The 24,290-nt window shown below is 71.1% G+C and carries 27 protein-coding genes; 11 read left to right on the top strand and 16 right to left on the bottom strand.

Going from position 1 to position 24,290, the window contains the following annotated elements:
* Window positions 1-9: 9 nt before the first annotated feature.
* The 3 genes from FHS44_RS38745 (at window position 10) to secY (ending at window position 2,218) form a co-directional block, all read left to right on the top strand.
* Entirely contained in the window at window positions 10-552 is a 543-nt protein-coding gene (locus FHS44_RS38745; protein WP_221461820.1) for a peptide deformylase, read from the top strand.
* An 18-nt stretch (window positions 553-570) separates the two neighbouring features.
* A complete protein-coding gene (locus FHS44_RS38740; protein WP_184725387.1) occupies window positions 571-786 on the top strand; it encodes a BldC family transcriptional regulator in 216 nt (71 codons plus the stop codon).
* 109 nt (window positions 787-895) lie between these two features.
* Entirely contained in the window at window positions 896-2,218 is a 1,323-nt protein-coding gene (gene secY, locus FHS44_RS38735) for a preprotein translocase subunit SecY (protein WP_184725323.1), read from the top strand.
* On the opposite strand, the gene FHS44_RS38730 is transcribed toward secY, so the two are convergent.
* The 9 genes from FHS44_RS38730 to FHS44_RS38690 form a co-directional block, all read right to left on the bottom strand.
* Complete coding sequence (locus tag FHS44_RS38730; protein WP_312863995.1) at window positions 2,193-2,864, bottom strand: response regulator; 672 nt, start codon at window positions 2,862-2,864, stop codon at window positions 2,193-2,195. The two genes, secY and FHS44_RS38730, sit on opposite strands and share 26 nt — an antisense overlap.
* Window positions 2,865-2,872: 8 nt before the next feature.
* Complete coding sequence (locus tag FHS44_RS38725; protein ID WP_184725320.1) at window positions 2,873-3,841, bottom strand: sensor histidine kinase; 969 nt, start codon at window positions 3,839-3,841, stop codon at window positions 2,873-2,875.
* Window positions 3,842-4,087: 246 nt separating this feature from the next.
* A complete protein-coding gene (locus FHS44_RS41515) occupies window positions 4,088-4,576 on the bottom strand; it encodes a Pycsar system effector family protein (protein ID WP_184725318.1) in 489 nt (162 codons plus the stop codon).
* A gap of 49 nt (window positions 4,577-4,625) precedes the next feature.
* The gene (locus tag FHS44_RS38715) at window positions 4,626-5,987 is read right to left on the bottom strand and encodes a hypothetical protein (RefSeq protein WP_184725316.1); all 1,362 of its coding nucleotides are present in this window, start codon (window positions 5,985-5,987) and stop codon (window positions 4,626-4,628) included.
* 2 nt (window positions 5,988-5,989) lie between these two features.
* Window positions 5,990-7,267, bottom strand: a complete 1,278-nt coding sequence (locus FHS44_RS42630; protein ID WP_184725314.1) for an OmpA family protein — start codon at window positions 7,265-7,267, stop codon at window positions 5,990-5,992.
* On the bottom strand, window positions 7,264-8,154 hold the full coding sequence (locus FHS44_RS38705) for a hypothetical protein (RefSeq protein ID WP_184725312.1): 891 nt from the start codon (window positions 8,152-8,154) through the stop codon (window positions 7,264-7,266). The genes FHS44_RS42630 and FHS44_RS38705 overlap by 4 nt, the downstream gene beginning before the upstream one ends.
* Window positions 8,151-10,370 (bottom strand): hypothetical protein, encoded by a 2,220-nt coding sequence (locus FHS44_RS38700; RefSeq protein ID WP_184725310.1) that lies wholly within the window; start codon window positions 10,368-10,370, stop codon window positions 8,151-8,153. The genes FHS44_RS38705 and FHS44_RS38700 overlap by 4 nt, the downstream gene beginning before the upstream one ends.
* Window positions 10,367-11,164: a hypothetical protein gene (locus tag FHS44_RS38695; RefSeq protein ID WP_184725308.1), complete on the bottom strand. Its 798-nt coding sequence runs from the start codon at window positions 11,162-11,164 to the stop codon at window positions 10,367-10,369. The genes FHS44_RS38700 and FHS44_RS38695 overlap by 4 nt, the downstream gene beginning before the upstream one ends.
* Window positions 11,165-11,285: 121 nt before the next feature.
* Window positions 11,286-11,999, bottom strand: a complete 714-nt coding sequence (locus FHS44_RS38690) for a Crp/Fnr family transcriptional regulator (RefSeq protein ID WP_184725306.1) — start codon at window positions 11,997-11,999, stop codon at window positions 11,286-11,288.
* A gap of 195 nt (window positions 12,000-12,194) precedes the next feature.
* On the opposite strand from FHS44_RS38690, the gene FHS44_RS38685 reads away from it, so the two are divergent.
* Window positions 12,195-12,668, top strand: a complete 474-nt coding sequence (locus tag FHS44_RS38685) for a DnaJ family domain-containing protein (RefSeq protein WP_184725304.1) — start codon at window positions 12,195-12,197, stop codon at window positions 12,666-12,668.
* Here the strand turns inward: FHS44_RS38685 and FHS44_RS38680 are convergent.
* From FHS44_RS38680 to FHS44_RS42150, 3 genes are all read right to left on the bottom strand, one after another.
* Entirely contained in the window at window positions 12,665-13,714 is a 1,050-nt protein-coding gene (locus tag FHS44_RS38680; RefSeq protein ID WP_184725303.1) for an aldo/keto reductase, read from the bottom strand. The two genes, FHS44_RS38685 and FHS44_RS38680, sit on opposite strands and share 4 nt — an antisense overlap.
* 73 nt (window positions 13,715-13,787) lie before the next feature.
* Complete coding sequence (locus FHS44_RS38675; RefSeq protein ID WP_184725302.1) at window positions 13,788-14,453, bottom strand: response regulator; 666 nt, start codon at window positions 14,451-14,453, stop codon at window positions 13,788-13,790.
* Window positions 14,450-15,586, bottom strand: a complete 1,137-nt coding sequence (locus tag FHS44_RS42150; protein ID WP_184725301.1) for a sensor histidine kinase — start codon at window positions 15,584-15,586, stop codon at window positions 14,450-14,452. The genes FHS44_RS38675 and FHS44_RS42150 overlap by 4 nt, the downstream gene beginning before the upstream one ends.
* Window positions 15,587-15,727: 141 nt before the next feature.
* Here FHS44_RS42150 and FHS44_RS38665 point away from each other — a divergent pair, with 141 nt between their 5' ends.
* The 3 genes from FHS44_RS38665 to FHS44_RS38655 are packed head-to-tail and all read left to right on the top strand — an operon-like array spanning window position 15,728 to window position 18,433.
* Entirely contained in the window at window positions 15,728-16,441 is a 714-nt protein-coding gene (locus FHS44_RS38665) for an ABC transporter ATP-binding protein (protein ID WP_184725299.1), read from the top strand.
* The gene (locus FHS44_RS38660; RefSeq protein ID WP_184725293.1) at window positions 16,438-17,169 is read left to right on the top strand and encodes an ABC transporter permease; all 732 of its coding nucleotides are present in this window, start codon (window positions 16,438-16,440) and stop codon (window positions 17,167-17,169) included. Before FHS44_RS38665 ends, FHS44_RS38660 begins: the two co-directional genes overlap by 4 nt.
* A gap of 52 nt (window positions 17,170-17,221) precedes the next feature.
* Window positions 17,222-18,433 (top strand): M48 family metallopeptidase, encoded by a 1,212-nt coding sequence (locus FHS44_RS38655; protein WP_184725292.1) that lies wholly within the window; start codon window positions 17,222-17,224, stop codon window positions 18,431-18,433.
* A 9-nt stretch (window positions 18,434-18,442) separates the two neighbouring features.
* Here the strand turns inward: FHS44_RS38655 and FHS44_RS38650 are convergent, their stop codons facing one another.
* On the bottom strand, window positions 18,443-19,015 hold the full coding sequence (locus tag FHS44_RS38650; RefSeq protein WP_184725290.1) for a TetR family transcriptional regulator: 573 nt from the start codon (window positions 19,013-19,015) through the stop codon (window positions 18,443-18,445).
* 96 nt (window positions 19,016-19,111) lie between these two features.
* Here FHS44_RS38650 and FHS44_RS38645 point away from each other — a divergent pair, with 96 nt between their 5' ends.
* On the top strand, window positions 19,112-19,333 hold the full coding sequence (locus tag FHS44_RS38645; RefSeq protein WP_221461818.1) for a putative antibiotic biosynthesis monooxygenase: 222 nt from the start codon (window positions 19,112-19,114) through the stop codon (window positions 19,331-19,333).
* A 2-nt stretch (window positions 19,334-19,335) separates the two neighbouring features.
* Here FHS44_RS38645 and FHS44_RS38640 read toward each other — a convergent pair whose 3' ends face one another.
* The 3 genes from FHS44_RS38640 to soxR form a co-directional block, all read right to left on the bottom strand.
* Window positions 19,336-19,848, bottom strand: coding sequence for a hypothetical protein (locus tag FHS44_RS38640; RefSeq protein ID WP_184725285.1), 513 nt, complete (start codon window positions 19,846-19,848; stop codon window positions 19,336-19,338).
* Window positions 19,849-19,943: 95 nt separating this feature from the next.
* Window positions 19,944-20,717, bottom strand: a complete 774-nt coding sequence (locus FHS44_RS38635; protein ID WP_184725283.1) for a lytic polysaccharide monooxygenase — start codon at window positions 20,715-20,717, stop codon at window positions 19,944-19,946.
* Between the two features lie 118 nt (window positions 20,718-20,835).
* Complete coding sequence (gene soxR, locus FHS44_RS38630; protein ID WP_184725281.1) at window positions 20,836-21,306, bottom strand: redox-sensitive transcriptional activator SoxR; 471 nt, start codon at window positions 21,304-21,306, stop codon at window positions 20,836-20,838.
* Window positions 21,307-21,350: 44 nt separating this feature from the next.
* Here soxR and FHS44_RS38625 point away from each other — a divergent pair, with 44 nt between their 5' ends.
* The 3 genes from FHS44_RS38625 to FHS44_RS38615 all read left to right on the top strand — a co-directional run bounded on the left by FHS44_RS38625 (window position 21,351) and on the right by FHS44_RS38615 (window position 24,286).
* Window positions 21,351-22,787, top strand: coding sequence for an MFS transporter (locus FHS44_RS38625; RefSeq protein ID WP_246436700.1), 1,437 nt, complete (start codon window positions 21,351-21,353; stop codon window positions 22,785-22,787).
* Window positions 22,788-22,893: 106 nt separating this feature from the next.
* Window positions 22,894-23,463 (top strand): RNA polymerase sigma factor, encoded by a 570-nt coding sequence (locus FHS44_RS38620; protein ID WP_184725279.1) that lies wholly within the window; start codon window positions 22,894-22,896, stop codon window positions 23,461-23,463.
* A complete protein-coding gene (locus FHS44_RS38615) occupies window positions 23,456-24,286 on the top strand; it encodes a CU044_5270 family protein (protein WP_184725277.1) in 831 nt (276 codons plus the stop codon). Before FHS44_RS38620 ends, FHS44_RS38615 begins: the two co-directional genes overlap by 8 nt.
* Window positions 24,287-24,290: the final 4 nt, after the last annotated feature.

Here is a 24,290-nt window from a genome sequence, read left to right as displayed (position 1 = left end):
AGTCAGCACATGCAGGCGCTCGGCGTCGTCCAGCAGGGCGCCGACATCCTCACCCGTCCCGCCGTCCCATTTGACTTGCCCGCCGAGCACGAGGTCGCCAGCGCCGTCGTCGACCGGCTGCTGGCCGCCGCAAGCCAGATCAGCCGCGTCCACGCCTTCGCCAAAGGCATGGGCCTGGCCGCCCCTCAGATCGGTATCGCGCGCGCCGCCGCCATCATCTTGCCTGCCGGTGGAGACTCCGCCCCAATCATTCTGCTCAACCCCGTCGTCACTGAGGTCTCCGAGGAGACCGACGAGCAGTACGAGGGCTGCCTGTCGTTCTTCGACGTGCGTGGCATGGTGCCCCGGCCGCTTCACCTGGACATAGAACACTCCGCCTACGATGGCCACCAGACGATCACACGATTCGACAACGGCCTGGCCCGGTTGGTCGCCCACGAGGTCGATCACCTGTGCGGGCGGCTCTACACCAGCCGGATGCGCCCCTGCGTCCAGCCGATTCCGGTGGAGGAGTATCGCGGCACCGGCCAACCATGGACGACACGTCGATGACGTGGGTGCCGGCCCCGGATTCCCCGTCCCCGAACGGGTGCGCTACAGGATCGCGATCCGGTCGGCGACCGGCTCCTCACCCCCGGAGAGGTCGCCCGGATCTTCGGCGTTGACCCCAAGACCGTCAACCAGTGGGCGCTCACCGGGAAGATTCCCTCGATCAGGACGCCCAGCAACCACCGCCGATACCGCGAAATCGACATCAAGGCCCTCATCAACGCCTCGACGTCGTGACCACACCACTCCTGGAACCAGGGAAGTCGCGCGTGTACGCGGATTCGCGTACGGCGAAGCCTCTGGTGGGCGGATGCCCCGCCGACGGCGCCGGAGGAAGACTCGGCGTATGCCATCCCTCCTCCTCCGGGCCTTCCGTGTGCCCGATCTCAGGAAGAAGATCCTGTTCACGCTGGCGATGATCGTGTTGTTCAGGCTCGGGCAGATCCTCCCGGCGCCCGGGGTGGACGTGGACGCGGTGCGCTCCTGCCTGAGCGGCGCCAGCGGCGGGATCGTGGACGCGGTGCAGCTCTTCAGCGGCGGGGCGATGCTGAAGCTGTCGGTCTTCGCGCTGGGGATCATGCCCTACGTCGTCGCCGGGATCGTGATCCAGCTCCTCACGGTGACGGTTCCCCGGCTGCAGGCGCTCAAGAAGGAGGGGCAGCAGGGACAGGCGAAGATCACGCAGTACACGCGGTACCTGACGGTCGCGCTCGCCGTACTGAACGCCTCGACCGTGGTCGCGATGGCCCGCACCGGCCGGATCTTCCCCACCTGCGGTAAGCAGTTGCTGCGGGACCAGGGGATGCTGACGACGCTGGTGATCGTGGTCACGCTGGTCGCGGGGGCGTCCACGATCATGTGGCTGGGCGAGCTGGTCACCGATCGGGGGATCGGGAACGGCATGTCCATCCTGATCTTCACGCAGGTGGTCGCGGTCTTCCCGTCCTACCTGTCGAACATCTTCGTGCTCAGCCCGGCCGCGCTGGTGACGATGCTGCTGGCCGGGATCGTCCTGGTCGCCGCCGTGGTGTTCGTCGAGCAGGCGCAGCGACGCGTCCCGGTCCAGTACGCCAAGCGGACGATCGGCCGCAAAATGCACGGCGGGACCTCGATCTATCTGCCGCTCAAGGTCAACCAGGCCGGGATCGCCCCGGTGATCTTCACCTCGTCGATGCTGTTCCTGCCGCAGCTCGTGGCGCAGCTCACCGGGGGCACGGGACCCGTCGCGGACTGGATCTCGCGCTATCTCGCCTCCGGCGACCACCCCGTCTACGTGGCCGCCTATCTCCTGCTGACCGTGGCCTTCACCTACTTCTACGTCTCGATCACCTTCGACCCGGTCGAGGTGGCCGACACCATGAAGCGCTACTCCGGGTTCGTGCCCGGCATCCGGCCGGGACGGGCGACCGCGTCCTATCTCGCGTTCGTGCTGTCCCGGCTGACCGCACCCGGCGCCGCCTATCTGGCCGTGCTGTCGTTGATCCCGATCGTGGCGTTCGTGCTGCTGCGGGACCCGGGGACCCAGCAGAACTTCCCGTTCGGCGGGACGACCGTCCTCATCATGGTCGGCGTCGGGCTTGAGACGGTCAAACAGATCGAGGCGCAGCTCGAACAGCGCACCTACCGGGGCTTCCTCAAGGACCTCAGGGAGACGCCAGCCCGGACCTGACCGCGAAGACGACGAGCTGCGCGCGGTCACGGGCGCGCAGCTTGACCATGGCGCGGCTGACATGGGTGCGTACGGTCTCCGGGCTGATGACGAGTTCGGCGGCGATCTCGTCGTTCGACCGGCCGGTGGCGACCCAGGCGACCATCTCGCGTTCCCTCGGGGTGAGGGTGTCGATCCCCTCGACCGGGGCGGCGTCGTGACGGCCGAACAGGCCGATGACCTTCCTGGTGACCGAGGGGGACAGCAGGGCCTCCCCCGAGGCCACGACCCTGATCGCGCGGGTGAGCTCCTCGGGCGCGCTGTCCTTGAGGACGAACCCGCTCGCCCCCGCCTGGAGCGCCGCGAAGACGTAGTTGTCGACCTCGAAGGTGGTGACGACGACAACCCTGGTCGCGGCCAGCCCGGGGTCGGCGGCGATGGCCCGCAGCGTCTCGATGCCGTCCATGCCCGGCATGCGGACGTCCAGCAGGAGCACGTCGGGACGCGCCTCGCCGAGCAGACGCAGCGCCCCGGCGCCGTCGGCGGCCTCCCCGGCGAACTCCAGGTCGGGTTCACGCTCGATGAGCGCCCGCAGTCCCATCCGCACGACGGCCTGGTCATCGGCGAGCGCCACCCGAATCGGCGCCGTACTCACGGGGGCGTTCACCGGCTCGTTCATACGGTTCCGCGCGGTTCGACTCCAGACGGGAAACCGGTTCCGAGTGGAAGGTCGGCTTTGGGGGCGTCGGTCTCCAGTGGGAAGTGGGCCGCGACGCGGAAACCGCCGTCCTCGCGGGGACCGGCCTCGAACGAGCCGCCCGCCTTGGACACCCTGGCCCGCATCCCGACCAGGCCGCGACCCTCGGTCGGGGTGCCCGCCGTACCGGAACCCTGGTCGAGGACCTCGACGCGCAGGCCGTCGCGGTCGTGCGCGAGGCGGACCGTGGCCCGGGTGGGACCGGCGTGGCGCAGGACGTTGGTCAGCGACTCGCGGACCACGCGGTAGACGACGTCCTCAAGATGGGCGGGGACGTCCGGCCGCGCGGGCTCGACCGTGACGGCCAGCCCCGCGGCTCGCACCCCGGCGACCAGGCCGGACAGGTCGTGACCGACGGGGCCCGGCCCCTCCTCGACGAGGTCGAGCGCGGAGCGGAGCTGACCGAGCGCCCGCGTGCTGGTCGCGCGGATGGCCTCAAGCGACGCGCGGGCCTGGTCGGGGTGCTCGTCGAACACCAGCAGGGCGAGCCCGGCCTGCATGGCGATGGTCGCCAGACCGTGCCCCGCGGCGTCGTGCACCTCCCCGGCGATCCGCGCCCGCTCCTCGGCGATCGACGCCACCGGATGCGGGGTGGGGACGGCTGGTTTGACCAGCGGGGCCGGGGGTGGGGCGGGTGCGGCGGCGAGGGTCCAGGTCGTTCCCGCGGCGGCGGGCCGTACGGCGGGAGCGTCCGTGCCCTGGAAGCCGGTGGTCACCCCCCTGGCCTGGGTCAGGCCGCTCGACGGCCACGGGATGGCCAGCCAGCCGACCCACGCCAGCATGAGGATGACCGGCAGGTCACGCAGCCGCCCAAGCCGGGACAGTGCCGCCGCGGCCGCCACGAGGGAGCCACGTGGACGGCAGTCCTGAGGCGTGTGCTCGGTCACCGTTCTCCCTCGGCCCTCCCTACGGCACAGGGCATATGCCCCGATCTTAACCATTCCCGCCCCGACCCGTGGGGCCGTCACGAGATCGCCGCGTGGTCCGTCACGGCTTCGTCGTGAGGTTCTCCATGGTCTGTCGGGCTTCGCCGGAGCCCGTCCCAGGATCGAGGTCTTTCAGGGGGCCGCCACGAGGTTCCCGCAGGGGATCGGTCAGGGAGCTGTCGTGGAATCGCCGGGGAGTTCGGGAGGTCAGAGCATGGCGGCGGCGACGGTCAGGACGCCGCTCAGTACCGAGATCGCCAGGCACCACAGCGCGAGCTGGATCAGCCGGTACTTCGTGGAGACGATGCGGCTGATCGTGTGGATCTGGTCGGTGAGCCGTCCCAGCTCGTCCGGGGACGGCCTTTCGAGCGCCGCCCGCAGGGCCTTGGGGTCCGAGTGCGCGACCATGTCCCCGAAGTAGGCGTTGACGAGCGGGCGGCGCAACCTGATCCGCCTCGGATACAGGGCCATGAGCAGCAGCGTGACCGACATGAACGCCGCCCCCGCCGCCGTCCACCGCAGCCACGGCCACGAGGCCCCCCACGCCCCGCTCACGACGCCGTTCACCATGTCGCCGACGACGCCGCTGACCGCGATACCGATCGCGCCGAGCAGGATCGAGGCCTTGGTGTCGGCCCTGTTCACCTCCTCCCGGGTCTCGGCGAGGATCGTCACCGCCCTCGTCCGTGCGTCCACCCGAAGTTCCGGCCCCGGCCTGGTCCGTGGTTCCGCGCGTCGCGTGCGCCTAGCCCTCACGTTCCTCCGTTCCCGTACGGCCCGCGGAAGCCCCGCTCCACTGGGCCGTCAGCCGTCCCCGCACCTCGGCGAACTCCCGTTCCAGCTCGCCCGGCTCGTATCTGCTCAGGACCTCCTGCACCTCCCGCAGCGCGCCGTACTCGGGGACTGGGCCGGAGACCCCGGCGAGCTCGTTCCCGATCCACTCCGGCAGCGGCGGCTCCCCCCGGACGGCGCCGGAGTCCCGGGAGCCGGGGACGAACGTCGGGGGCAGTTGCCCGGCCTTGCCGTGGAACCCCCGGGCGTAGGTGATGAACCGGTAGGCCTCGCCGTACCGCTCGGTGACACCGGCGACGAGGTCGTCGCGCAGGGCCCGCAGGTCGCTCCACGCCGTGACGTGCAGCCGCAGCCGTCCGCCCGCGTGCCGTACCAGCCTCCGCTCCGACCTGCGGGCCCGCTTCAGGACGCGCCGGACCTCGGCCTCCCGCGTGGCGTAGGGGTCGTAGGCGGCGACCTTCACCGCGATGGCGCACAGCGACAGCGTCGCGACCAGGACGGCCACGAAGTCCGGGGGGAGGGGCAGTCTGCCGCCCGCGTTCACGTCCACCACCCGGAACAGCGCCCAGAGCGTGGCGACCAGGAGCAGCAGCGTGGGCAGGATCAGGCGCAGCACCCACAGCCCGAGGTTCGCGAACAGGCGGGCCTTCGCTCCCCTGCCCTCCTGACGCTCCTCGTGGAGACGCCTGGCGCGGTAGACGGCCCTGCCGAGTCCGACCCCGGCGACGATCATGCCGAACGTCAGCCCGGCCCCGGGAAGCAGGGTGATCACCTGCTCCAGGAGGGAGACCGCCTGGTTCCCGACGAACCGCTGGAAGATGCCCTGGAAGTACCAGGTGTCGAAGGCACCGGCCGAGACGATCGCCGGCCACGCGATCACCCGCAGCCAGATCGGGGGCCGCGCCTTCCTGTCCGCCATGTCGTCGTCGAGCCGATCCCGTTCCCGTACGGCCCGCGTCAGGGCGCCCTCGTCGGCGAAGGCCCGCAGGTCGTCCAGCGCGACCGTGGCCTCCCCGTGGGTCTTGATGAGTCTGCGCCGCCCCCACGCCATGGGGTCGAGGTTGCGGTGCAGATGCCGTACGGCACGGCCCTTGGCGGACAGCAGCGCGTGCATCTCCACGCTGTCGAGCTGGTCGGGCTCCCGCTCGGGGGTGACGGCGAGGTAGCGGTCGAAGTTGCGCTGCCAGCAGTCGCAGCCGTGGTGGCACAGGTGCACCTCACGGCTGTCCAACGGGGGACGCGCGCTCCCCTCTGGCACGACCCGGCCCTGGATGACCGTCTCGTCCTCGTGATGGGAGGTGTGATCATCGTTCATGTTCAGCCACGCACCCTGTAGACGATCTCGACGCGCCGGTTGCACGCCTTGGTGTCCCCCGCGTTCGGTGAGGGGCAGTTCCCCGCGATCTCTCCCCGCCCCTCGGTGCGGAAGCCGCGCAGCCCGGCCCGCCGCAGGACGTCGCCGACGGCCTGCGCCCTGCGCCGGGAGAGCTCCTCGTTGTAGGTCGTGCCGCCCCGGTCGTCGGCGTATCCCGCCACACCGACCGACTCGGGCGCCTGCCCGGCCAGTTCGTCGGCGAACCGCGTGAGCAGTTCCCGCCCCTTCACGTGGAGCACCGCGGACCCGGTGGGGAAGAGCAGGTTCTCCGGGAAGACCTTCTTCACGAACGGGCTGGGGGCCCGTTCCGTCGAGGCGAAGGCGATGACCGGGTCCTTGACGGTGACGGGGACGCCCTCGGTTCCCCGGGCGGGGTCGGGGGGACGGCCGTCGGCGATCCGGCACGGGTGGGCGCCCGTCGCGGCGCACAGTCCGCTCCACAGGCTGGTCAGCCACTTCCTGTGGCTCTGCCGTGGCTGCGGCCTGCCCGCTCCCGGATGGCCGAGCCACGCCATCTCGACCGCCCAGCCCTTCAGATCGGGCACCGCCCGCTGTCCCTGGCAGGCCCGGACGATCCTGCGGACGAGGGTGAGGTCGCGCATCGCGGTCTGTCCCAGGGAGGCGCATCCCTGGGTGGACAGGCCGTCGGTGGCCACCACGAGCCGGTGTTCGGCGTCCGGCGCGCTCGTCTGGACGCGGTCCACGTCGAGTGCCCCGAGGACGGCGCTGCCCGGTTCGCGGGGCGGGGAGGCGGCGGCGCGGCCCACGGCGTCCCTGAGACAGTCGCTCACGTTGAGGGCGTAGGAGGAGCGGTAGCCGTCCGCCGTGGCCGTGAGATGGGGCAGCAGGAGATCGCCGACGACCCACTCGACCGATCCCTCGCCGTCGAACGCGCCGACCCTGATCCGCGCCGGGGTGGGCACACGCGTGTTGGGGAACGAGACGGCGTCGCCGACTGCCGTGCCCGCGCCGCCGAAGACGGCCCGGTACCAGTCCCACGCCCTGCCCTTTCCGTCGCGGGCCGAGGCGCTGCGGTCGATGAGGACCACGAGGTCCAGCCTGGCCGGGGCGGCGTCGGAGGTCTGCTCACCGAGCCACCGGCACGCCTGGCCCGCCGGATCCGCGCCTGCCCCGGGGGCCGTCTGGCCGAGCAGGCCGCCGACTGAGCATCCCGTGACGGCCGTCATGGCCACCAGCGTGAACAGGTGCCGGACTTTCACCGCTCCTCCAGCCAGGGCAGGTCCGCCACGGGAGGCGGGACGGGGACGCCGAGCCGTTCCAGGGCGATCCGCAGCACGCCGTCGCTGGCCGCGACGAGGTCGAACACGTCCACGCTCTGCTGGGCGGCGACGACCTGCTTGACGATGTCCAGGAAGTTCTGCGCGTCCTGCCTGCGCTCCTCGACCATCGTCGTCATGACCCCGGCGACCCCCCGGGGACTCTCCGCCAGTTGTACGGCGAAGCGCGCGGCCCAGTCCTCCATGCCCTCCTTGAGGAACTCCCGCCAGTCGTCGCGGGACCGCGTCATGTTGTCCATGATCGCCATGTCGATCTCCCGCTTCGCCTGGATCTCCAGGAGCGCCCGGCCGAGATGTTTGCGCAGCTCACGGACCTCCTCGGTGAGGTTGATCTGAGCCTTGACGGTCACCGTGATCGTCACGTCGTCGCACTGGTGCGACGGACGGGCGAACTCCGTCGTGAGTTCCTTGTTGACCTCCTCCTCCGCCTCGCCGGGCAGGTGCGGGTCGAACCGGCGGGCGACGCGCCGTACGACCTCCTCGGCCCGTTCGTGGATCTTCGGCCGCTCGGCGGCGATGTCGGCCCTGAGCCCCGTCGTGGTACGGCCGTCGCCCGAGGTCACGCACCAGGCGACCGTGACGACGGCCTGGAAGGAGAAGGCGTCCCCACGGGCGGGGACGACGAGTTCGAGCGGGGAGTCCCACTCGTGCAGTCCCTGCTCGTCGTAGACGGCGTGCGGGGCGGGCGGGGGCTGGAAGAACCGGCGCACCGAGGTGATCGGGCCGCTCTCCCCGTCCTTCCAGGGGTGGGCGCTGCCCAGGCCGGAGCGGCGGGGCAGCTTTCTGAGGAGCCGGTACAGGAGTCTCATGAGCCTGCCGTCCCTTTCATGTGGTGGTCCAGGCGGTGGTAGAGGGGGATGTCGACGACGCGCCGCAGATACCAGTGGCGCAGGTGGAGGCGGAGCGGCCCGCGCAGGTGGTTGCGCACGGCCCCCTCGAACACGGCCTCGACGACCGGCCGCACCCCCGGCACCGTGGCCCAGTTGCCGACCCACTCGGCGAAGACGTCCCAGGCCGCGCGGATCGGACGGCCGATGACGCCCGTCGGCATCCTGGCGATCAGCCCGCACCTGAGGGCGTTCTCCCACAGGGAGACGAGGTGTTCCCGCGCCCAGTCCTGCTTGTCGGCGGGGAACTCCGCGAGCAACAACCTGCAGGTGCCGCTCTCCACCCCGGAGGCCAGCCGGGTCATGGCGAGCGCCGCCGTACGGCGCAGCCCGGGATGGCCGCCCACGGCCCACTCCGCCAGTTCGGAGAGGACCTTGACCGCCGTGTCGGGGCCGTAGATCTCCATGAGCGTCCGCGAGACGGCGTCCTGGGTCGCGGGGCGCGAGGAGCGCAGCGCGATCTGCCTGAGGGCGGGCAGCGCCCGGTCGATCTGCTCGACACCGACGCCGAGGCCGTACGCCCTGGCGACGATTGCCTGTTTCGCCGCGCTTCCCCCGGCCCAGTCGCGCAGTCGGTCGAGCAGCCGGGGCGCGACGTGCTGGGACAGCAGTGCCGCCTCGATGGCCCAGGCCGCGAGCCAGTGGTCGCGGGTCCTGCCGGAGACGCTCCAGCGGCGCAGGAACTCACCGTCGATGACGTCGAAGTCGTAGGTGACGAGCCTGCCGATGGCGTGGGCCGCCTTGATGCGGACCGCCTGGTCGGGGTGCTCGCACAGCCGTCCGAGCCAGGCGAGCAGGGCCTCCCTGATCGTCGGGTGCTCCCGCCAGGCGACCTCAAGCACGACGGAGGCCATGGTGGAGCGGCGCAGGCTGATCCGGCTGCCCCGGCCGCGCTCGTCCGGCACCTGGGACGCCTGGGCGTAGTCCACCCACTGCGACAGCGCGTCCCACGACTCGGGATCGACGAGCGTGTGGTCGGGGTCGGCGAGGATCTCGGTGAGCTGGAGCGCCGCCCGGGTGATCGTCACCGAGGGCAGCTCGTTCAGCACGGCAACCCCGAGCAGGAAGCAGCGCCGCCGTACATCGTGCTCAGGAGAGAGCAGGGTGGCGACGTGGGCGCGCAGCCTGCGCGGCTGCCCGGCGAGCGCGTCGTCGAGCCCGCCGCCCGCGCGCAGGGCCTCCGCCGCGTCCTTGGCGAGCTGTACGACGTCGGCCAGGGTGCAGCCCTCCCTCAGGTACTCCCGGACGCCGTCGTGGACGGCGGTCTCCGCCGGGGCGGCGCCGCCGAGCTCCCAGGACAGCCACCGTTCGAAGACCGGGCCGGGAGGCGGAGGGTCGTGGTCCACGGCGGACACGGTGCCGGGGAACCCTCGGTCCACGAGGACCACGATCCTGGCGTTCCTCGTGGCGGCCACGGCGGCGAGGTGCTGGAAGACGCCGTCCGCCGAGGCACGCGTCCACGCCCTGCCGGTGGCGTCCAGGACGTAGCCGCCCCCCTCGTCGAGCCGCTCCTCGGTCAGGTCCAGCGGATCGACGGAGTCACGTACCCACCCCACGGGGGCCTGTGCCGTACGGCGGCGGTCGAGCAGCGCCATCCAGCCGGTGACCATGCGGCCGCTTCCCCGCCCGCCCCGCAGCGCGACGACCGGCTCGTCACGCAGCAGCGCGGCCAGGCGTTCGTACGACGCGGTCGGGACGTGGACCCGGGCGAGTTGCTGGCGCCGGTTCGGCGCGAGGTGGACGACGCCCCCGCGCCCCTCCTCCTCCCGGCCGCCGAAGACCATCCGGTCGGCGTGGTAGATATTTCCGGATTTAACGCGATAAGCGCCCCCGGAGATCGCGTCGCGTCCGGCACGCGGGCCGTCGCCGTACTCGCCGTAGAGGTCGCGCAGGTTGGCCTCGCGCAGGTGCCGCTCCCTGTCCTCCGCGGCCATGCGCTCACGGAGGGGCCGGTCGAGCTCGCCGTCCTCGTCGTCCCCGGTCTCGTTCTCGGCGGGCTTGGGGTTCTCGGAGGTCCTGAGGGCGTTCTTGGCGGCGTCGGGGTTTTCGGGGGTCTCGGAGGCACCTGCGGGTTCCTGGGCCTTGGCGGGCTCCGGCGGCCCGGCCTCCGGTTCCTGGGGCGTGGGCTCGGCGCTCATCGCCCACCGTGTCCGGTGCCGAAGTGCATGTCGCCCCGCGAGGTGTAGACGTTGCCGTTCTTCACCCGGTTCTGGTCGCCCATGATGACGTCACGCGCGGCGCCGAAGGGCTTCGGCGGGCGCGGGCCGTCGCCGTCCTTCTGGATGGGGGACGTCTCGTCGGCGGGCGGGTCGAAGACGTCCAGTTCCCGCAGCTCGTGGACGTCGGCGTTCGGCAGGTACAGATAGGCCAGGAAACGCTGCTTCTTGCCCTGGACCGTCACAGGCCGGAACCGCACCGGCCGGGGATGGCCGTACCCCTGGGACAGGTAGTCGTCGAAGACCCGGTCGGAGACGATCACCGCGAGGTCGGCGGCCGGGCACACCCGCATGGCCTCCCGCGCGGCGGGCGCGTCCACCAGCCGGTTCACCTGTACGGCGTGCGGCCCCGGCCTGCCCATGGGGGTCGCGGGCAGCACGGGACCCACGTGCAGGGCGACGCGCAGCCGTACCCGGGTCCAGTTGTCGCCGTACTGCCTGCGGTTGTACACGGCCAGGGCGACGTCGAGCTCCCGCACGAACGAGTCGGCCAGGTCGAGCACGGAGGCGGGCTCGGTCAGCACCGAGAACTCCCCGTCGCCGGACACCTGACGCGACCATCGGGGGCGTTCGATCCCGGCCTCCCGCGCGGCGGTGTCGAGGAGGTTGGCCAGGGCCGTCTGCAGGACTGCCTGTTCCCCGGCGTTTCGCGAGCTGTAGTCCTCGATGTCACCGGAAATCATCGCCCGGTATTCGGGCATGACGGCTTCCGTCATCCGCTTCCCCTTTGTCAGATCTTTTCGGGAACACGGCCAACGATGACGCCCGAGGCGCGAAAGGAAGCCTTACAAATATGGTTTCGGAGAAATATCCGGTGTCATATGGAAACGATCACGATCAGTTCATGTCGCTCAGCTCCGCGTACGTCATGAGGGAATGCGGGTCGAGAATGACGACCCTGCGGTGGCCGACCCGCACGAGGCCCTGGTCGGACAGACCCCGCAGCGCCTTGTGGACGGAGATCTCCTTGGCCCCGATGAGCGCGCCGAGTTCCGACTGCGACAGCCGTACCCCGATGTCCACGCCCTCGGAGCTCTCGCGGCCGTGCAGGCGGGCGAGATCGACGAGCACCCGGGCCAGGCACACCCCGACGCCGTAGCCGGCGAAGTCGAGACGGCGCCTGTTCGCCCAGCGCAGCCGGTCGCTCAGCATCGTGTTCAGCACCAGCCCGGCGGCTGCGTGCTCGGCGAGATAGCCCAGGAAGGGGCCCTTCGCGATGCGGATCACCATCGAGCGCACGCACGTCGTCACGGTCGCCGAACGGCGTGCCCCGTCGAGGACGGCCATCTCCCCGACAAGATCACCGCCGACCCTGATTCCGAGAAGCGCGCCCACTCCGTTCTCGACCCTGGCGACGACCGTGACCAGCGCGTCGATCAGGAGGACCACGTGGTCGCCCGGATCTCCCTGGGCGAGCAGCACCTCCCCGGGAGGACACACCCTGGGTCTGCCCAGGCTGAGCAGCGCGCGGCGATCCGCCTCCGCGAGTCGTGCGAGAAATGTCCCTTTAGGCCATGAACGGTCGGGACGACCGGACGGCTCGGAAACCATTGGCTCTCCGTGAGCGCCGACAAATTACGGTCAACGCCAACCTAACACTCTCTTTCCGGTAACCCGCCCCACATGGTCGACATCGGAAAAACCCATTTCTCTCATCTGGAGCCCCATCTTGACCTCGGTACGGAGGCGGAACATCTGCCTGGTTATCCTCGGAAAAGAACACCGAACGCGACACGGAGGTGCCCTGTGACGGAGCGCAAACCCCTCGGCGTCAGCTTCGAGACATGGATCGACCGGCAGATCCGCGAGGCCACGGAGCGCGGCGAGTTCGACGACCTGCCGGGCGCGGGCAAGCCCATCCCGGGCGGGGGCAAGCCCGACGACGAGATGTGGTGGATCAAGCGGAAGATGCGGGAGGAGAACCTCTCCTTCCCGCTGCCGGGGACGCTCGCGCTGCGCAAGGACGCCGAGGACTCCAGGGCCGCGGCGGTCGGGGCGCGCACCGAGGCCGAGGCCAGGAAGATCATCGAGGAGCTGAACTGCCGCATCCGCGACGCCCACGGCAGAACCCTGTCGGGGCCGCCGGTCTTCCAGCCGACCCTCGACGTCGAGGAAGTCCTCACCGAGTGGCGTGAGCGTCACCCCGTCGAGGACCCCCCTGCCTCCCCCGAGCCCCCGCTCCGCAGGAGGCGTTCCTTCTTCCGCCGCAGAACCGGCTAGGCTCCGGCGCGGTCGTCGATCGTACGGCGGCGCAGCGCGACCTCGGTCAGCGCGGGCGGCTGCCAGGCGCCGTCCGGGTGGTAGACGTCGGTGCCGGGCGGCACGATCTCGTCGATCCGGTCGAGGGTCGCGTCGTCGAGGACGAGCGAGGCCGCCTTCAGCGCCGATTCGAGCTGGGCGGGCGTCCTCGGCCCGATGATCACCGAGGTGACGGCCGGATGCGCGGCCGGGAAGGCGATGGCCAGTTCGGGCAGCGTACGGCCAAGCCCGTCGGCGATCTCGACGAGCTGCTCGACGACGTCGAGCTTGGCGGCGTTCACCGGCACCGTCGGGTCGAAGCGCCCCGGCGCCAGGGCGGCGCGGCCCGTGGTGAGGTCGATCTCCTGGCCCTTGCGATACTTGCCGCTCAGGAAACCCCAGGCAAGCGGGCTCCAGGTGAGCACCCCCATGCCCAGCCTGCGGCAGGTCGGCAGCACGGAACGCTCCGCTCCCCTGGCCAGCAGCGAGTACGGCGGCTGCTCGGTCCTGAAGCGCATGAGCCTCCGGCGTTCGGCGACGTGATAGGCCTCGACGACCTCCTCGGCGGGGAAGGACGAGCAGCCGAAGGCACGGATCTTGCCCTGCCGTACGAGATCGCTCAGGACGGAGAGGGTCTCCTCAACGTCGGTCGTGTGGTCGGGGCGGTGGACCTGGTAGAGGTCGATCCAGTCGGTCCGCAGCCGCCTGAGGCTCTCCTCGACCTCCCTGATGATCCAGCGCCGGGAGTTGCCGCTCCGGTTGGGGCCCTCGCCCATCGGGAAGTGGACCTTGGTCGCGAGGACCACGTCGTCACGGCGGCCCTGCAACGCCTTGCCGACGATCTCCTCGGACTCGCCCGCCGAGTACATGTCGGCGGTGTCGACGAAGTTGACGCCCTGGTCGAGGGCGGTGTGGATCATGCGGACACACTCGTCGTGGTCGGGGTTTCCCACCGCGCCGAACATCATGGTGCCCAGGCAGTGGACGCTCACCTCGATGCCGGTGCCGCCGAGAACGCGGTAGCGCACGGTCGTACTCCTTCGGTGACGGGGACGGGACCCGCACTCTAGGTGCTGGAGTCCGCTCCAGCGCAAACCGTCCTCACGGCCCCAGGAGCCCGGCGTCGCGGACCTTCATCGCCACCTGGACGCGGTTCTCGGCGCCGAGTTTGGCGAAGATCCGGGTGACGTTCGCCTTGACCGTCGCGACGCTCATGTGGAGGCGTTCGGCGATCTCGGTGTTCGAGCCGCCCCGCGCCACCTCGACCGCGACCTCCCGTTCCCGCTCGGTCAGCCTGTCCAGCTCCCGCCGCGCCTCCGCGTCACGCACCCCCCGCACGCCGTACGGCCCGCCGGTGGCGGCGGCGATCACCCGGTGGGTGACGCTCGGCGAGAGCACCGGCTCACCCCGCGCCACGGCGCGGACCGCCTCGACCATCCGGGGCGGCGGCGTGTCCTTCAGCAGGAAGCCCACGGCGCCGAGCCGCAGCGCCCGCAGCACCATGTCGTCGGCGTCGAAGGTGGTGAGCACCACGATCCTGGGGGCGTCCGGCCCGGCCAGCAGCAGCTCGGTGGTGGTCAGCCCGTCCTGTTCGGGCATCCGGATGTCCATCAGCACGACGTCGGGTTCGAGGTCGCGGATCACGGCCATGGCCCGCAGACCGTCCCCGGCCTCGCCGACGATCTCCAGGTCGGGTTCGCCGCCGAGGATGAGCCTCAGCCCGGTGCGCACCATCGGGTCGTCGTCCACGATCACCAGCCGGATCACGGGTCAGCCTCCCAGGGAAGTCGGACATCGAGCACGAAGTGCCCCTGCCGTACGGCATGGCCCAGCGTGCCACCGGCCATCCGGGTCCGCTCCGCGAGGCCGACCAGCCCGAGCCCGCCACCGGGGCTCGCGGGCCTCCCGTGCGACACCGGGTTGCTCACCCGGATGCGCAGCCCCTTCCCCGGCCTGCCGTCGAGTTCGGCCGCCACCCGGCTGCCCGGGGCGTGCTTGCGCGCGTTGGTCAGTGCCTCCTGGACGATCCGGTAGGCGTGACGGCCCGTCTGCGTCGGCAGCGACTCCCGGTCCTCGACGGTGTCGACGACCTCGACCCGCTGACCGGCCGCGCGCACCTCCTCGAACAGCGCCCCCACGTGCTCAAGCCCCGGCTGCGGCGCCTCAAGCTCGCCGTCCCGTCTGAGCGTGCCGAGTACGGCCCGCAGCTCGTTGAGCGAGCGATGGGCGTTCTCCTGGATCGCCAGCGCGATCTCGCGGGTCTCCTCGGGACCGAGATCCTTCCGGTAGGCCAGGCCCCCGGCCAGCATCGACAGCAGCGACATCCGGTGGGCCAGGACGTCGTGCATCTCCTGGGCGATCTTCGCCTGCTCCGCGAGCTTGGCCTGCTCGATCTGGCGCAGCCGTTCGCGCTCCGCCGCCCGCGCCGCCTCCCGCCGGGAGGCCTCCAGGTCGCGAACTCCCCGGAGATACAGCCCGAAGAGGGTCAGACCGCCCAGGATCGCGGTCCCGGTGACCAGGGTGACGACGGCCGCCTGGCTGAGGCCGTACCGGACGGAGTTGACCAGCAGGCACAGCCAGGACGCGGCCGCGACCGGCAGCGTCCACCGCCACCGGCGGTGCGTGACCAGGGAGACGTAGGCGACCTGGGCAGGGCCGGTCGCGGTGGTGGAGAAGGAGGTCAGCAGGGCGGTGGCCAGCGCGGTCTGCCACGGCAGGCGGCGGCGCCAGCGCATCAGGACCAGCCCCGCGATCCCGAGCGAGATGTCCACGACCGTGGGGACGATCCGGTCGGGTGACCGCGAGACCACCCAGATCAGGATCGTGCCGTGGAACAGCATGGGCAGCACCGCGCACACGTAGCGCACCGCGCTGGCTCGCCGGTCCAGTGGTCTGTTCACGCCCCCAAGCCTAGGAACCGTCCCCGTCGGACCCCCAGCGACCTGGGTCTATGCCGTGGCGCCCGAGGTCGATACCTGGGTCGGCAACCGTCTCGCCCCCGGGCCGATGCCCTGCGGCGCCGGGTCCGGTGGACTTGACACATGATCGAGTTCAGTCATGTCAGCAAGGTCTACCGGGGGGTGCGGGCGCTCGACGACGTGTCCTTCACTGTCGAACCGGGGAGCGTCACCGGGTTCCTCGGGCCGAACGGCGCGGGCAAGAGCACGGCCCTGCGCGTCCTGGTCGGCCTCTCCCGCCCCACCTCGGGCTCCGCCACCGTGTACGGCCTGCCGTACGACACGCTGGGCAACCCCGGGACCCGGGTCGGGGTGCTGCTCGACGCGGGCGCCCTGCACCCGGGCCGCAGCGGGCGGGAGGTGCTGGCGCTGGGCGCGACGACGCTCGGCCTGCCGGGGTCGCGGGTCGGGGAGGTCCTCGACCTGGTCGGGCTGACGGGGCAGGAGGCGCGGCGCCCGGTGGGCGGCTACTCGCTGGGGATGCGGCAGCGGCTCGGCATCGGCCACGCGCTCCTCCGCCGTCCCGGCACGCTCGTCCTGGACGAACCCGCCAACGGCCTCGACCCGCAGGGCATCCGGTGGCTGCGCGAGTTGCTGCGCCACCTGGCCGACTCGGGCTGCGCGGTGCTGCTCAGCTCGCACCTGATCCACGAGGTCGAGCAGGTCGCCGACCACGTCGTGATGATCGGCCGGGGCCGCGTCCTCGCTCAGGGGCCGGTCGCCGGGCTCGGCGGGGGCCGTTCGCTCGAAGAGACCTTCCTGGCCCTGACCTCGGACACCGACCGGAGCGCGGCGTGACCTCCATCCCCTTCTCCAGACTGCTGCTGGTCGAGACCCGCAAGCTCTTCGACACCCGTAGTGGGAAGATCCTGACCGCGGTCCTGGTCGTGCTGACTGTCGCCTCCGTCGTCGGGCGCGGCCTCGTCGCAGGGCCCCGGCTGTTCACCCTGACCGGTACGGCCGGGATCGGCTTCGGCGTCCTGCTGCCGGTGCTCGCCATCCTGGCGGTGACCGGCGAGTGGAGCCACCGGACCGCCCTGACCACGTTCACGCTCGAACCCCGCCGCGCGCGGGTGCTCGCGGCCAAGTTCCTGCCGCCGCTGGCCGTGACCGTGCTGGCCGCCCTGTGCGCGCTGCTCGTCGCGGTGCCCACGACGGCTGCGGTTTCCGCCGTACGGCACGTGCCCGCCGACTGGGAGGTATCCCCGCTCGCCCTGCTCGGCTGGGTCGCGACGCTCGTCCTGCTGACCGCGATGGGCTCCGCCCTCGGTGCCCTGTCCCTGAACGCCCCGGTCGCGATCGTGGTCTGCCTGACCAACACGATCCTGTGGAACGTCGTCGGCAGACTTGGCGAGGTAGGCCGCTTCCTCGCGGAGTGGTTCGACCTGGGCGCCACGACCGCTCCCCTGTCGACCGGCGCCATGACGGGCGGCGACGCCGTACGGCTGGCCACGTCGATCCTGCTGTGGATCGCCCTCCCCGCGGTTCTGGGCACCCTCCGCGTGACCCGCGCCGAGATCGGCTGAGGCGGTTGAACATGTACTGACCGAAAGCCCGGTTTGGGGGATGATCTCTCTCATGTCCCCCCAGCCGACCGTCCCGATGGACGGCAGGTGCCCCTCCTGCTCGGCGTCCATCCCGGTCGATCCCCGTTTCGTCGTCTGGTGTCCCGAGTGCGACTGGAACGTCGACCCCGAGGCCGAGCCGCCCGTCGCCCCCACCTCCTGGCGCACGAAGCGGGCCGCCATGGAACGGCTCTACGCCGAGGCCCTGAACGAGACGAACCCGTACCGCCGCAGGGACGGTTTATGGCCGGTCGCCATGGCCGTGGCGGGGATGGCGCACCTGACCCTCGCCGCCATGACCGTGGGCTCCGGCTGGCTGCTGGCCATCGGCCCTCTACCGGTCAAGGTCGTCGGGATGGTGGGTCTCGTCGCCGTGTTCTTCTCCCTGCCCCGCCCACGCCGCGTGCGGCCGGACGAGTGGTCGCCGAGCCGTGCCGAGGCTCCCCACCTGTACGGCCTCGCCGACCGGATCGCCGCCGAACTGGGGGTGGCGCCCGTCGGGATCATTCGGTTCGTTCCCAACCTCAACGCCTCCTTCGACCGGGTCGGGTTCCGGCGACGCGGTGTCCTCAACGTCAGCCTGCCCCTGTGGGAGGTGTTGGCCCCTCAGGAACGGGTCGCGCTGTTCGGTCACGAACTGGGGCACGCGGTCAGGGGTGACATCCGCCGCTCCCTGTGGTTCGTCTCGGCGTATGAGGCCGTGTACCGCTGGTACGGGTTCACCGATCCCGGCAACCGTGCGCTGCTGACCATCCCGCACCGGCTCGCCGCGCTGCTCCTGCTCCTGCTGTACCGCCCCATGGAGCGGGTGAGCCAACGCGCCGAGTACCGGGCGGACGACCTGTCCGTGAAGGTCGCCTCCTCGGCCGCCGCCCTCTCCCTCATAGGGATCTCGACGCTCGGAGCGGACATGGCGGCTCTGCTCCAACGCCGGACGGCCGGGTTCGACCCCGAGGACGGCGCCGCGCTGTGGCGGGAGCTTCGGGAGCACGTCGCCTCGGTGCCCGAGAGCGAGCGGCTGCGGCGGCTACGGGTCTCCGCCCTGCGCGCGCCGTCGGAGCCCTCGTTCTACCCGCCCGTCCATCTCCGGGTACGGCTGGCCGGGGAACGGGGCGTCGAGCGGGGCTCGGTCGACTTCCCCGAGCGGGAGGTCGCCGCCGTGGAGGCCGAGCTGGCGGAGGTCAGGAATCGGATGGCCCACGCCGTACTGACCATTGATCTGTGAGCCGGGGCCCTAACCGGCCAGTTTGGCGACCAGGCGGACGAGGGTGTCCCGGGCGGTCTCCGTGCCCTCCGCCATGATCATCTGAGCGAGTTGGGGGGTGGCGTACCACCATCCGGCCAGGGCGATCACGGCGTAGAGCAGCTCCCTGGGGGCGAAGTCCGAGGTCAGGGTGCCCGCCTTCTGGCTGGCGGCGAGGGCGGCGAGCTTCTCGGCGTAGTGGGCGCCACGCTGCTCCCCGGCCACGACGGGCCCGTCCCCGCGGTGCAGGCCCTCCCAGTGCAGCAGGCGGATGAACTGCGGGTGCTCACGGTGGTAGTCGTAGACGCGTCCGGCGTACTCCGGCAGGTCACCGGCCAGGTGCTCGTCCAGCGGCACGGCCTCGGCCAGCTTCTCCAGCGCCGAGGTCAGCACGGCGGCGAACAGTTGCTCCTTGTTGCCGAAGTACTGGTAGATGCGCTCCTTGTTGACGCCCGCGGCGGCGGCCACTCGGTCGAGCCGGGCCGCCTCGGGGCCGTGTTCGGCGAACTCCCGCACCGCCGCGTCCAGCAGGAGCTGCCGCGTTCTCTCCGTGTTCCAGGCCATGGCGGCCAGCATAGCCGAAACTCCAACTGGACAGTTGGAGTCCGTCGTGGCAATATCCAACCCATGAGTTGGAAATGTGCTCCGAAAGGTACCGCCATGTCTCCCGTTCCCTCCGTGCACCACCGCGCCGCGATCACCTGGCTGTCGGTCTACGCGATGATCATGCTGGTCCAGGTCGTGATCGGGCCCGTCCTCACGCCGCTGCCCATGCCGCTGCGCACCCTGGTGCTCACCGCGGTCGTGGTCCCCGTCGTGGTGTACGCCCTCGTCCCCAACCTCCTGCGCGTCCACGCCCGTCTGCGCGGGAACCGCCGTTGAGACTAGGAGGCGGTGTCGTCGGGGTTGTCGGCGAGGACGACCAGGAGACCGTCCGCGGCGCCACGGAACATCCGGTGCAGGTCACGGACGTTGTCGACGATGATGACGCTGTCAAGCAGGTCGGCGCGGAGCCTGGCGGCCCTGACGTCACCGGCGCCGTCCGGATCGAAGGCCGTCGCGGCGAGGAACAGGCCGCCGACCCCGGCCGTGGAGGCGGCCTCGCGGGCGGCAGTGCCGTCGATGCCGGAGATGTCGTCGGGGACGCCGGGCAGGATGGGGCGGCCGTCGCGGAGCAGGAGCGTGAGCGGGCGAACGGGGAAGTCCTCGGTGGCGATGCCCTCGGGAATGAAGGGCTCACCGGTGAGACGGCGCGTGCGGTTGTCGGGATAGCCCCAGGGCCTGCCCCCGGCCTGGTCGGCGAGACCGGCGCGGGTGAACAGGCTGCCCTCGGCGTCCAGCACGAGGTCGCCGGGCTGCCAGCGCTCGCCCTCGTAGGGATGGTGCTCGTCGCTCACACCCGGCACGTTACCCGCCGCCACCGACAAACAGCAGAGCCCGCGCCCCCGGTGGAGGGGACGCGGGCTCTCAGTGACGCGTGGGTGTCACCGGATCACTGGCGCTGCCAGAGGGCCGGGACGTTCGGCGGCTCCCAGCCGGGAAGCGCCGTGTGCTGCTGGAGGCAGCGGTAGGTGGTGCCGCTGTAGGTCGCCAGGGCGCCCGACGTGTAGACGGTGCCGGCGGCCCACGGGGAGGCCGGGCCCTGGGTGGGCGTGACGGTGGGGGTGACGGTCGGCGTGACGGTCGGGGTCACGGTGGGAGTGGCGGTGGGGGTGACGGTCGGCGTCACGGTCGGGGTCGGAGTCGGCTGGGGGCCGCCACCGATGTTGACGTCGACGCAGTTGTAGAAGGCCATCGCGGTGTCGGCGATGTTCCAGATGGCGTAGATCTTCTGACGGCCGGACCAGCCGCTGAGGTCGACCACGTGCGAGACCGTGGCGCCGGGGATCTTGCCGCGGTCGTTGAACTCGGCGACACGGGTGTTGCCGACGTAGTACTGCCACGTGCTGGTGGAGTGACGGGCTTCGATCCGCCAGTTGAACGTGACGCTGGTCCCGACGCTGGTGACCGGCCACGCCTTGCTGTCGTCGTCGAGCGGGGACCAGCGGGCGTCACCGCCGCTGCAGTTGTGCTGCCCCTTGGGACCCTCGACGCTCGCGGGCTCCCAGATGATCTGCCCACAGTTGGAGACCTTGCCCTGCGCGCACAGGGCCTGCCTGCTGGGAGGAGAGGTGATGTAACCGTGCGCCAACGCGGGGGTGGCGGTGAACACCACCGTGGCGACCGCGATGACCGCCGCTGATGCGACTGAGATCACTCTGCGCATGTCGTTATTCCTTCGCTGGGGGGAAATCCAAATATAAAGGAAACTTTACTAACAGTAAATATCCTTCGAACTGGGATTCCACCCCAACGGTCAATCTGTCACACATGCCCCAGGAAGGTCACTCAAACTCCTCTGGGAGGGCGGGAGGCAGCCGCGTGGCGCCCGGTCCCTGCTCGGCCAGACTGTCCTGCGGGTTGAGGACCCGGCAGCGCCGCAGCGACAGGCAGCCGCAGCCGATGCACCCGGTGAGCTCCTGTTCGAGCTGCTCGATCTCCCGGCGTCGGGCTTCGAGCAGGGCCGCCCAGCGGCGCGAGATGCGCTCCCAGTCGCGCTTGGAGGGCATCCGGTCCTCCGGCAGGCCCTCGAAGACCACGGCGACCTCCGACAGCGGGATGCCCATGCGCTTGGCGACCAGGATCAGCGAGATGCGCCGCAGCACGTGCCTGCGGTAACGGCGCTGGTTGCCCGCCGTACGCTCCGAGCTGATGAGGCCCTGCTGCTCGTAGAAGTGCAGCGCCGAGACGGCGACACCCGCGCGGCGGGACACCTCCCCCACGCTGAGGAGGTCCGTCGGTGTGAGCTTCTCCATACCCTCTTTACCTCAAGTCCACTTGAGGTCCTAGCTTACCGGTCATGGCAGCATCCTCCATGGAAGATACCGGGAAACCGCACCCGGCCCCCACCCAGAAGGGTCCCCGCCCGGGCAGTTGGGGAGACCTGTTCGGCCGTGAGCACCTGACCGCCGCGCTCATCCTCGCCGGGGGCGTCGCCCTCTACGCGATGAACCTCTACCTCACCGCGGCCCTGATGCCCTCGATCGTCCAGGAGGTCGGCGGGGAGCGGTACTACGCCTGGGTCGCGACCGGATTCCTCATGGCGGCCGTGATCGCCTCGATGCTCGTCAGCCGTTTCCTCGGGATGCTCGGCGCGAGCGGCGCCTACGTCCTGGGCTTCCTCGTCTTCGCCGTGGGGGCGGCCCTGAACGCGCTGAGCCCCACGATGGAACTCCTGCTCGTCGGCAGGGTCGTGCAGGGCTTCGGCGGCGGCCTGCTCGCCGGGCTCGGGTACGCGGTGATCCGTGGCGCGCTGCCCGACCGGCTCTGGGCCCGCGCCGCGGGACTCGTCTCGGCCATGTGGGGCGTGGGAACGCTCGTCGGCCCCACCCTCGGCGGCGTGTTCGCGCAGCTCGGCGCGTGGCGGTGGGCCTTCGGCCTGCTCGCCGCCGTCGCGCTCGTCCTGGCGCTGCTCGCCCGCCGTGCGCTGCCGGGCCGTACCCACTCCGGAGCGCGCCGGGAGGCCGTGCCCGTGCTCTCGCTGGTCGTGCTGGCCCTGGCCGCCGCCGCGTTCAGCGTCACCTCGACCCTGCCCCAGGGCTGGGGCACCTTCGGCGGGGTGGCCGTCGGCGCCGTGCTCGTCATCGCGTTCGTCGTCGTGGACAGGCGCGGGAGCGCCACCGTGCTCCCCCGGCTGACCTACCGCAGGGGCAACGGCCTGAAGTGGATCTACCTGACCGTCGCGGTGCTGTGCGCGGGGGTCATGACGGAGAACTTCATCCCGCTGTTCGGCCAGCGGCTCGGCGGCCTCAACCCGCTCGCCGCGGGCTTCCTCGGCGCCGCCGTCTCCGCGGGCTGGGTCGTCTCCCAGCTCTTCAGCGTGAACATCACCGCCGAACGGTCCAAGCTCCTGGCCATCCGGTGCGGATCGTTCCTGCTGCCCGCCGGTCTGTTCGCGTACGGCCTGCTCCAGACGACGGGTGCCTCCTGGCCGCTCGTCGCCCTCTGGGCGGCCGTCCTCATCCTGGCCGGGGTCGGGATCGGCGTCGCCTACCCGCACCTGAGCGTCGCCGCGATGCGCAGCACCGACGACGAGCAGGAGGGCGCCAAGGCCGCCGCCGCGCTCAACACCACCCAGCTCATCGCCTACACCGTCGCCTCGGCCCTGGCGGGCACCCTGATCAGTCTCGGCGGCTCGTCCCTGGTCGTCTCGGCCCGCTCCATGGTCCTCGGCCTCGCCGTCGTCACCGCCCTCGGCACGGTCACCGCGGCCCTCGCCCAACGATCATCACACTGACGCCTGGCCGTACGGCTGGCTCACGGGAAGATGATCCCGCTCTGCGGCGAAGGGAGGGTGAAAGCACTCATCGACCGAAAGGCAGGCTCATGTCGGAGACAGGAGCTTGATCACCGAAGCGGCTGAGGTGGACGACACCGAACTCGTCACCCACTACCGGCGGGACCCCGACCTGTTCACCGTCGTCCACGACCGCTACCACCGGGACGTCTACCTGTACGTGGCCGGGCGGCTCGACACGCAGATCGCCGAGGACATCACGGCCGAGACGTTCCTGGTGGCCTTCGACCGGCGTGACCGGTTCGACCCGGAACGCGGGGGCCTGCGGCCCTGGCTCTTCGGCATCGCCACCAACCTGATCGCCAGACACCGGCGCAAGGAGAAACGGCACTACAGGGCATTGGCCCGGCTGGGACCGGATCCCGACGTGGAGGGCCACGAGGGCCGGGTCGTCACCTCCGTCACCGCCCAGCGCATGAAGCCGTACCTCGCCAGGGCACTCGCCGCGCTCCCCGGGGGCGAGCGCGACGTCCTGCTCCTGGTCGCGCTGGGGCAGCTCAGCTACGACGAGGTGGCCCAGGCGCTCGGCATCGCCGTCGGCACCGTCGGCTCCCGGCTCAACCGGGCCCGCGCGAAGATCCTCACCTCCATCGACAGGGAGAAAGCCCGTGGATGATCTGGACTCCATCGCCACCCTGCTCGCCAAGCCCGAACCGTCCCGCGAGGTCCTCCTGCGCAGCCGGGGACGGCTCGAAGCGAGGATGGCGGGCCGCGGGCGACGCCGTACCGGATGGCTCGTGCCCGTGGTCGCGCTGGCCACCGCGGCGGCGGCGGTCGTCGCCGTGATCACCGTGTCGCCCGCCGACCTCTCCGGCAGGGACGTCCTGCTCATGGCCGCCGTCAGCGCGGAGCGCACACCCCAGGGGTCCGGGACCTACTGGCACGTCTCGTCCAGCCATGAGACCCCGGGCCTGCCCCCGATGGAGAGCTGGATCAGCCGCGACGGCCGACGCTGGACCCGGGGCATGCCGATGGATCCTCCCAAGGCCGTCATACCGGACCCCAGGCCGCTCATGCTCAAGGGCACGGAGGTGAGCTTCGAGGACCTCGCGGGGCTGCCGACCGACCCCGAGGCGCTGAAGACCTGGATCGCCAAGCGCAGGGGGAACCCCAACGACATGAGCCGGTCCGAGCTGCGGGGCGAGCCGCTCTTCCCCCTGATCTCCCTGATCACGGAGCTGCCGACGCCTCCCGAGGTCCGCTCCGCGGCGTTCCGGGCGCTCGCCACGACGCCGGGCGTCAGGAACACGGGCACGGTCGAGGGCGGCCAGGAACTGGTCATCCCCGACCCCGACGGGTGGGAGACCAGGTTGGTCGTCGACCCCGAGACCGCCCAGGTGAAGCGCACCAACTTCCCCCTCGGCGGAGACGGAAGCCTGACGTGGTCCAAGGACTCCATCTCGCTGACCACCGAGTGGACCAACCGGCTTCCCCGGTAACCCC

The organism is Streptosporangium saharense (genome assembly GCF_014203715.1).
GTDB classification, from domain to species: Bacteria; Actinomycetota; Actinomycetes; order Streptosporangiales; family Streptosporangiaceae; genus Streptosporangium; species Streptosporangium saharense.
Note: the sequence above shows the minus strand (reverse complement) of the source record. Positions and strands in the feature narration are given on the sequence as shown.

What these genes read in the sequence shown, in the direction of transcription:
- FHS44_RS38745 (WP_221461820.1), top strand. Translation starts at nt 10, where the DNA reads ATGCAGGCGCTCGGCGTCGTCCAGCAGGGCGCCGACATCCTCACCCGT.
- secY (WP_184725323.1), top strand. Translation starts at nt 896, where the DNA reads ATGCCATCCCTCCTCCTCCGGGCCTTCCGTGTGCCCGATCTCAGGAAG.
- FHS44_RS38715 (WP_184725316.1), bottom strand. Translation starts at nt 5,987, where the DNA reads ATGAACGATGATCACACCTCCCATCACGAGGACGAGACGGTCATCCAG.
- FHS44_RS38705 (WP_184725312.1), bottom strand. Translation starts at nt 8,154, where the DNA reads ATGAGACTCCTGTACCGGCTCCTCAGAAAGCTGCCCCGCCGCTCCGGC.
- FHS44_RS38700 (WP_184725310.1), bottom strand. Translation starts at nt 10,370, where the DNA reads ATGAGCGCCGAGCCCACGCCCCAGGAACCGGAGGCCGGGCCGCCGGAG.
- FHS44_RS38695 (WP_184725308.1), bottom strand. Translation starts at nt 11,164, where the DNA reads ATGACGGAAGCCGTCATGCCCGAATACCGGGCGATGATTTCCGGTGAC.
- FHS44_RS38690 (WP_184725306.1), bottom strand. Translation starts at nt 11,999, where the DNA reads ATGGTTTCCGAGCCGTCCGGTCGTCCCGACCGTTCATGGCCTAAAGGG.
- FHS44_RS38665 (WP_184725299.1), top strand. Translation starts at nt 15,728, where the DNA reads ATGATCGAGTTCAGTCATGTCAGCAAGGTCTACCGGGGGGTGCGGGCG.
- FHS44_RS38655 (WP_184725292.1), top strand. Translation starts at nt 17,222, where the DNA reads ATGTCCCCCCAGCCGACCGTCCCGATGGACGGCAGGTGCCCCTCCTGC.
- FHS44_RS38650 (WP_184725290.1), bottom strand. Translation starts at nt 19,015, where the DNA reads ATGGCCTGGAACACGGAGAGAACGCGGCAGCTCCTGCTGGACGCGGCG.
- FHS44_RS38645 (WP_221461818.1), top strand. Translation starts at nt 19,112, where the DNA reads ATGTCTCCCGTTCCCTCCGTGCACCACCGCGCCGCGATCACCTGGCTG.
- FHS44_RS38635 (WP_184725283.1), bottom strand. Translation starts at nt 20,717, where the DNA reads ATGCGCAGAGTGATCTCAGTCGCATCAGCGGCGGTCATCGCGGTCGCC.
- soxR (WP_184725281.1), bottom strand. Translation starts at nt 21,306, where the DNA reads ATGGAGAAGCTCACACCGACGGACCTCCTCAGCGTGGGGGAGGTGTCC.
- FHS44_RS38625 (WP_246436700.1), top strand. Translation starts at nt 21,351, where the DNA reads ATGGCAGCATCCTCCATGGAAGATACCGGGAAACCGCACCCGGCCCCC.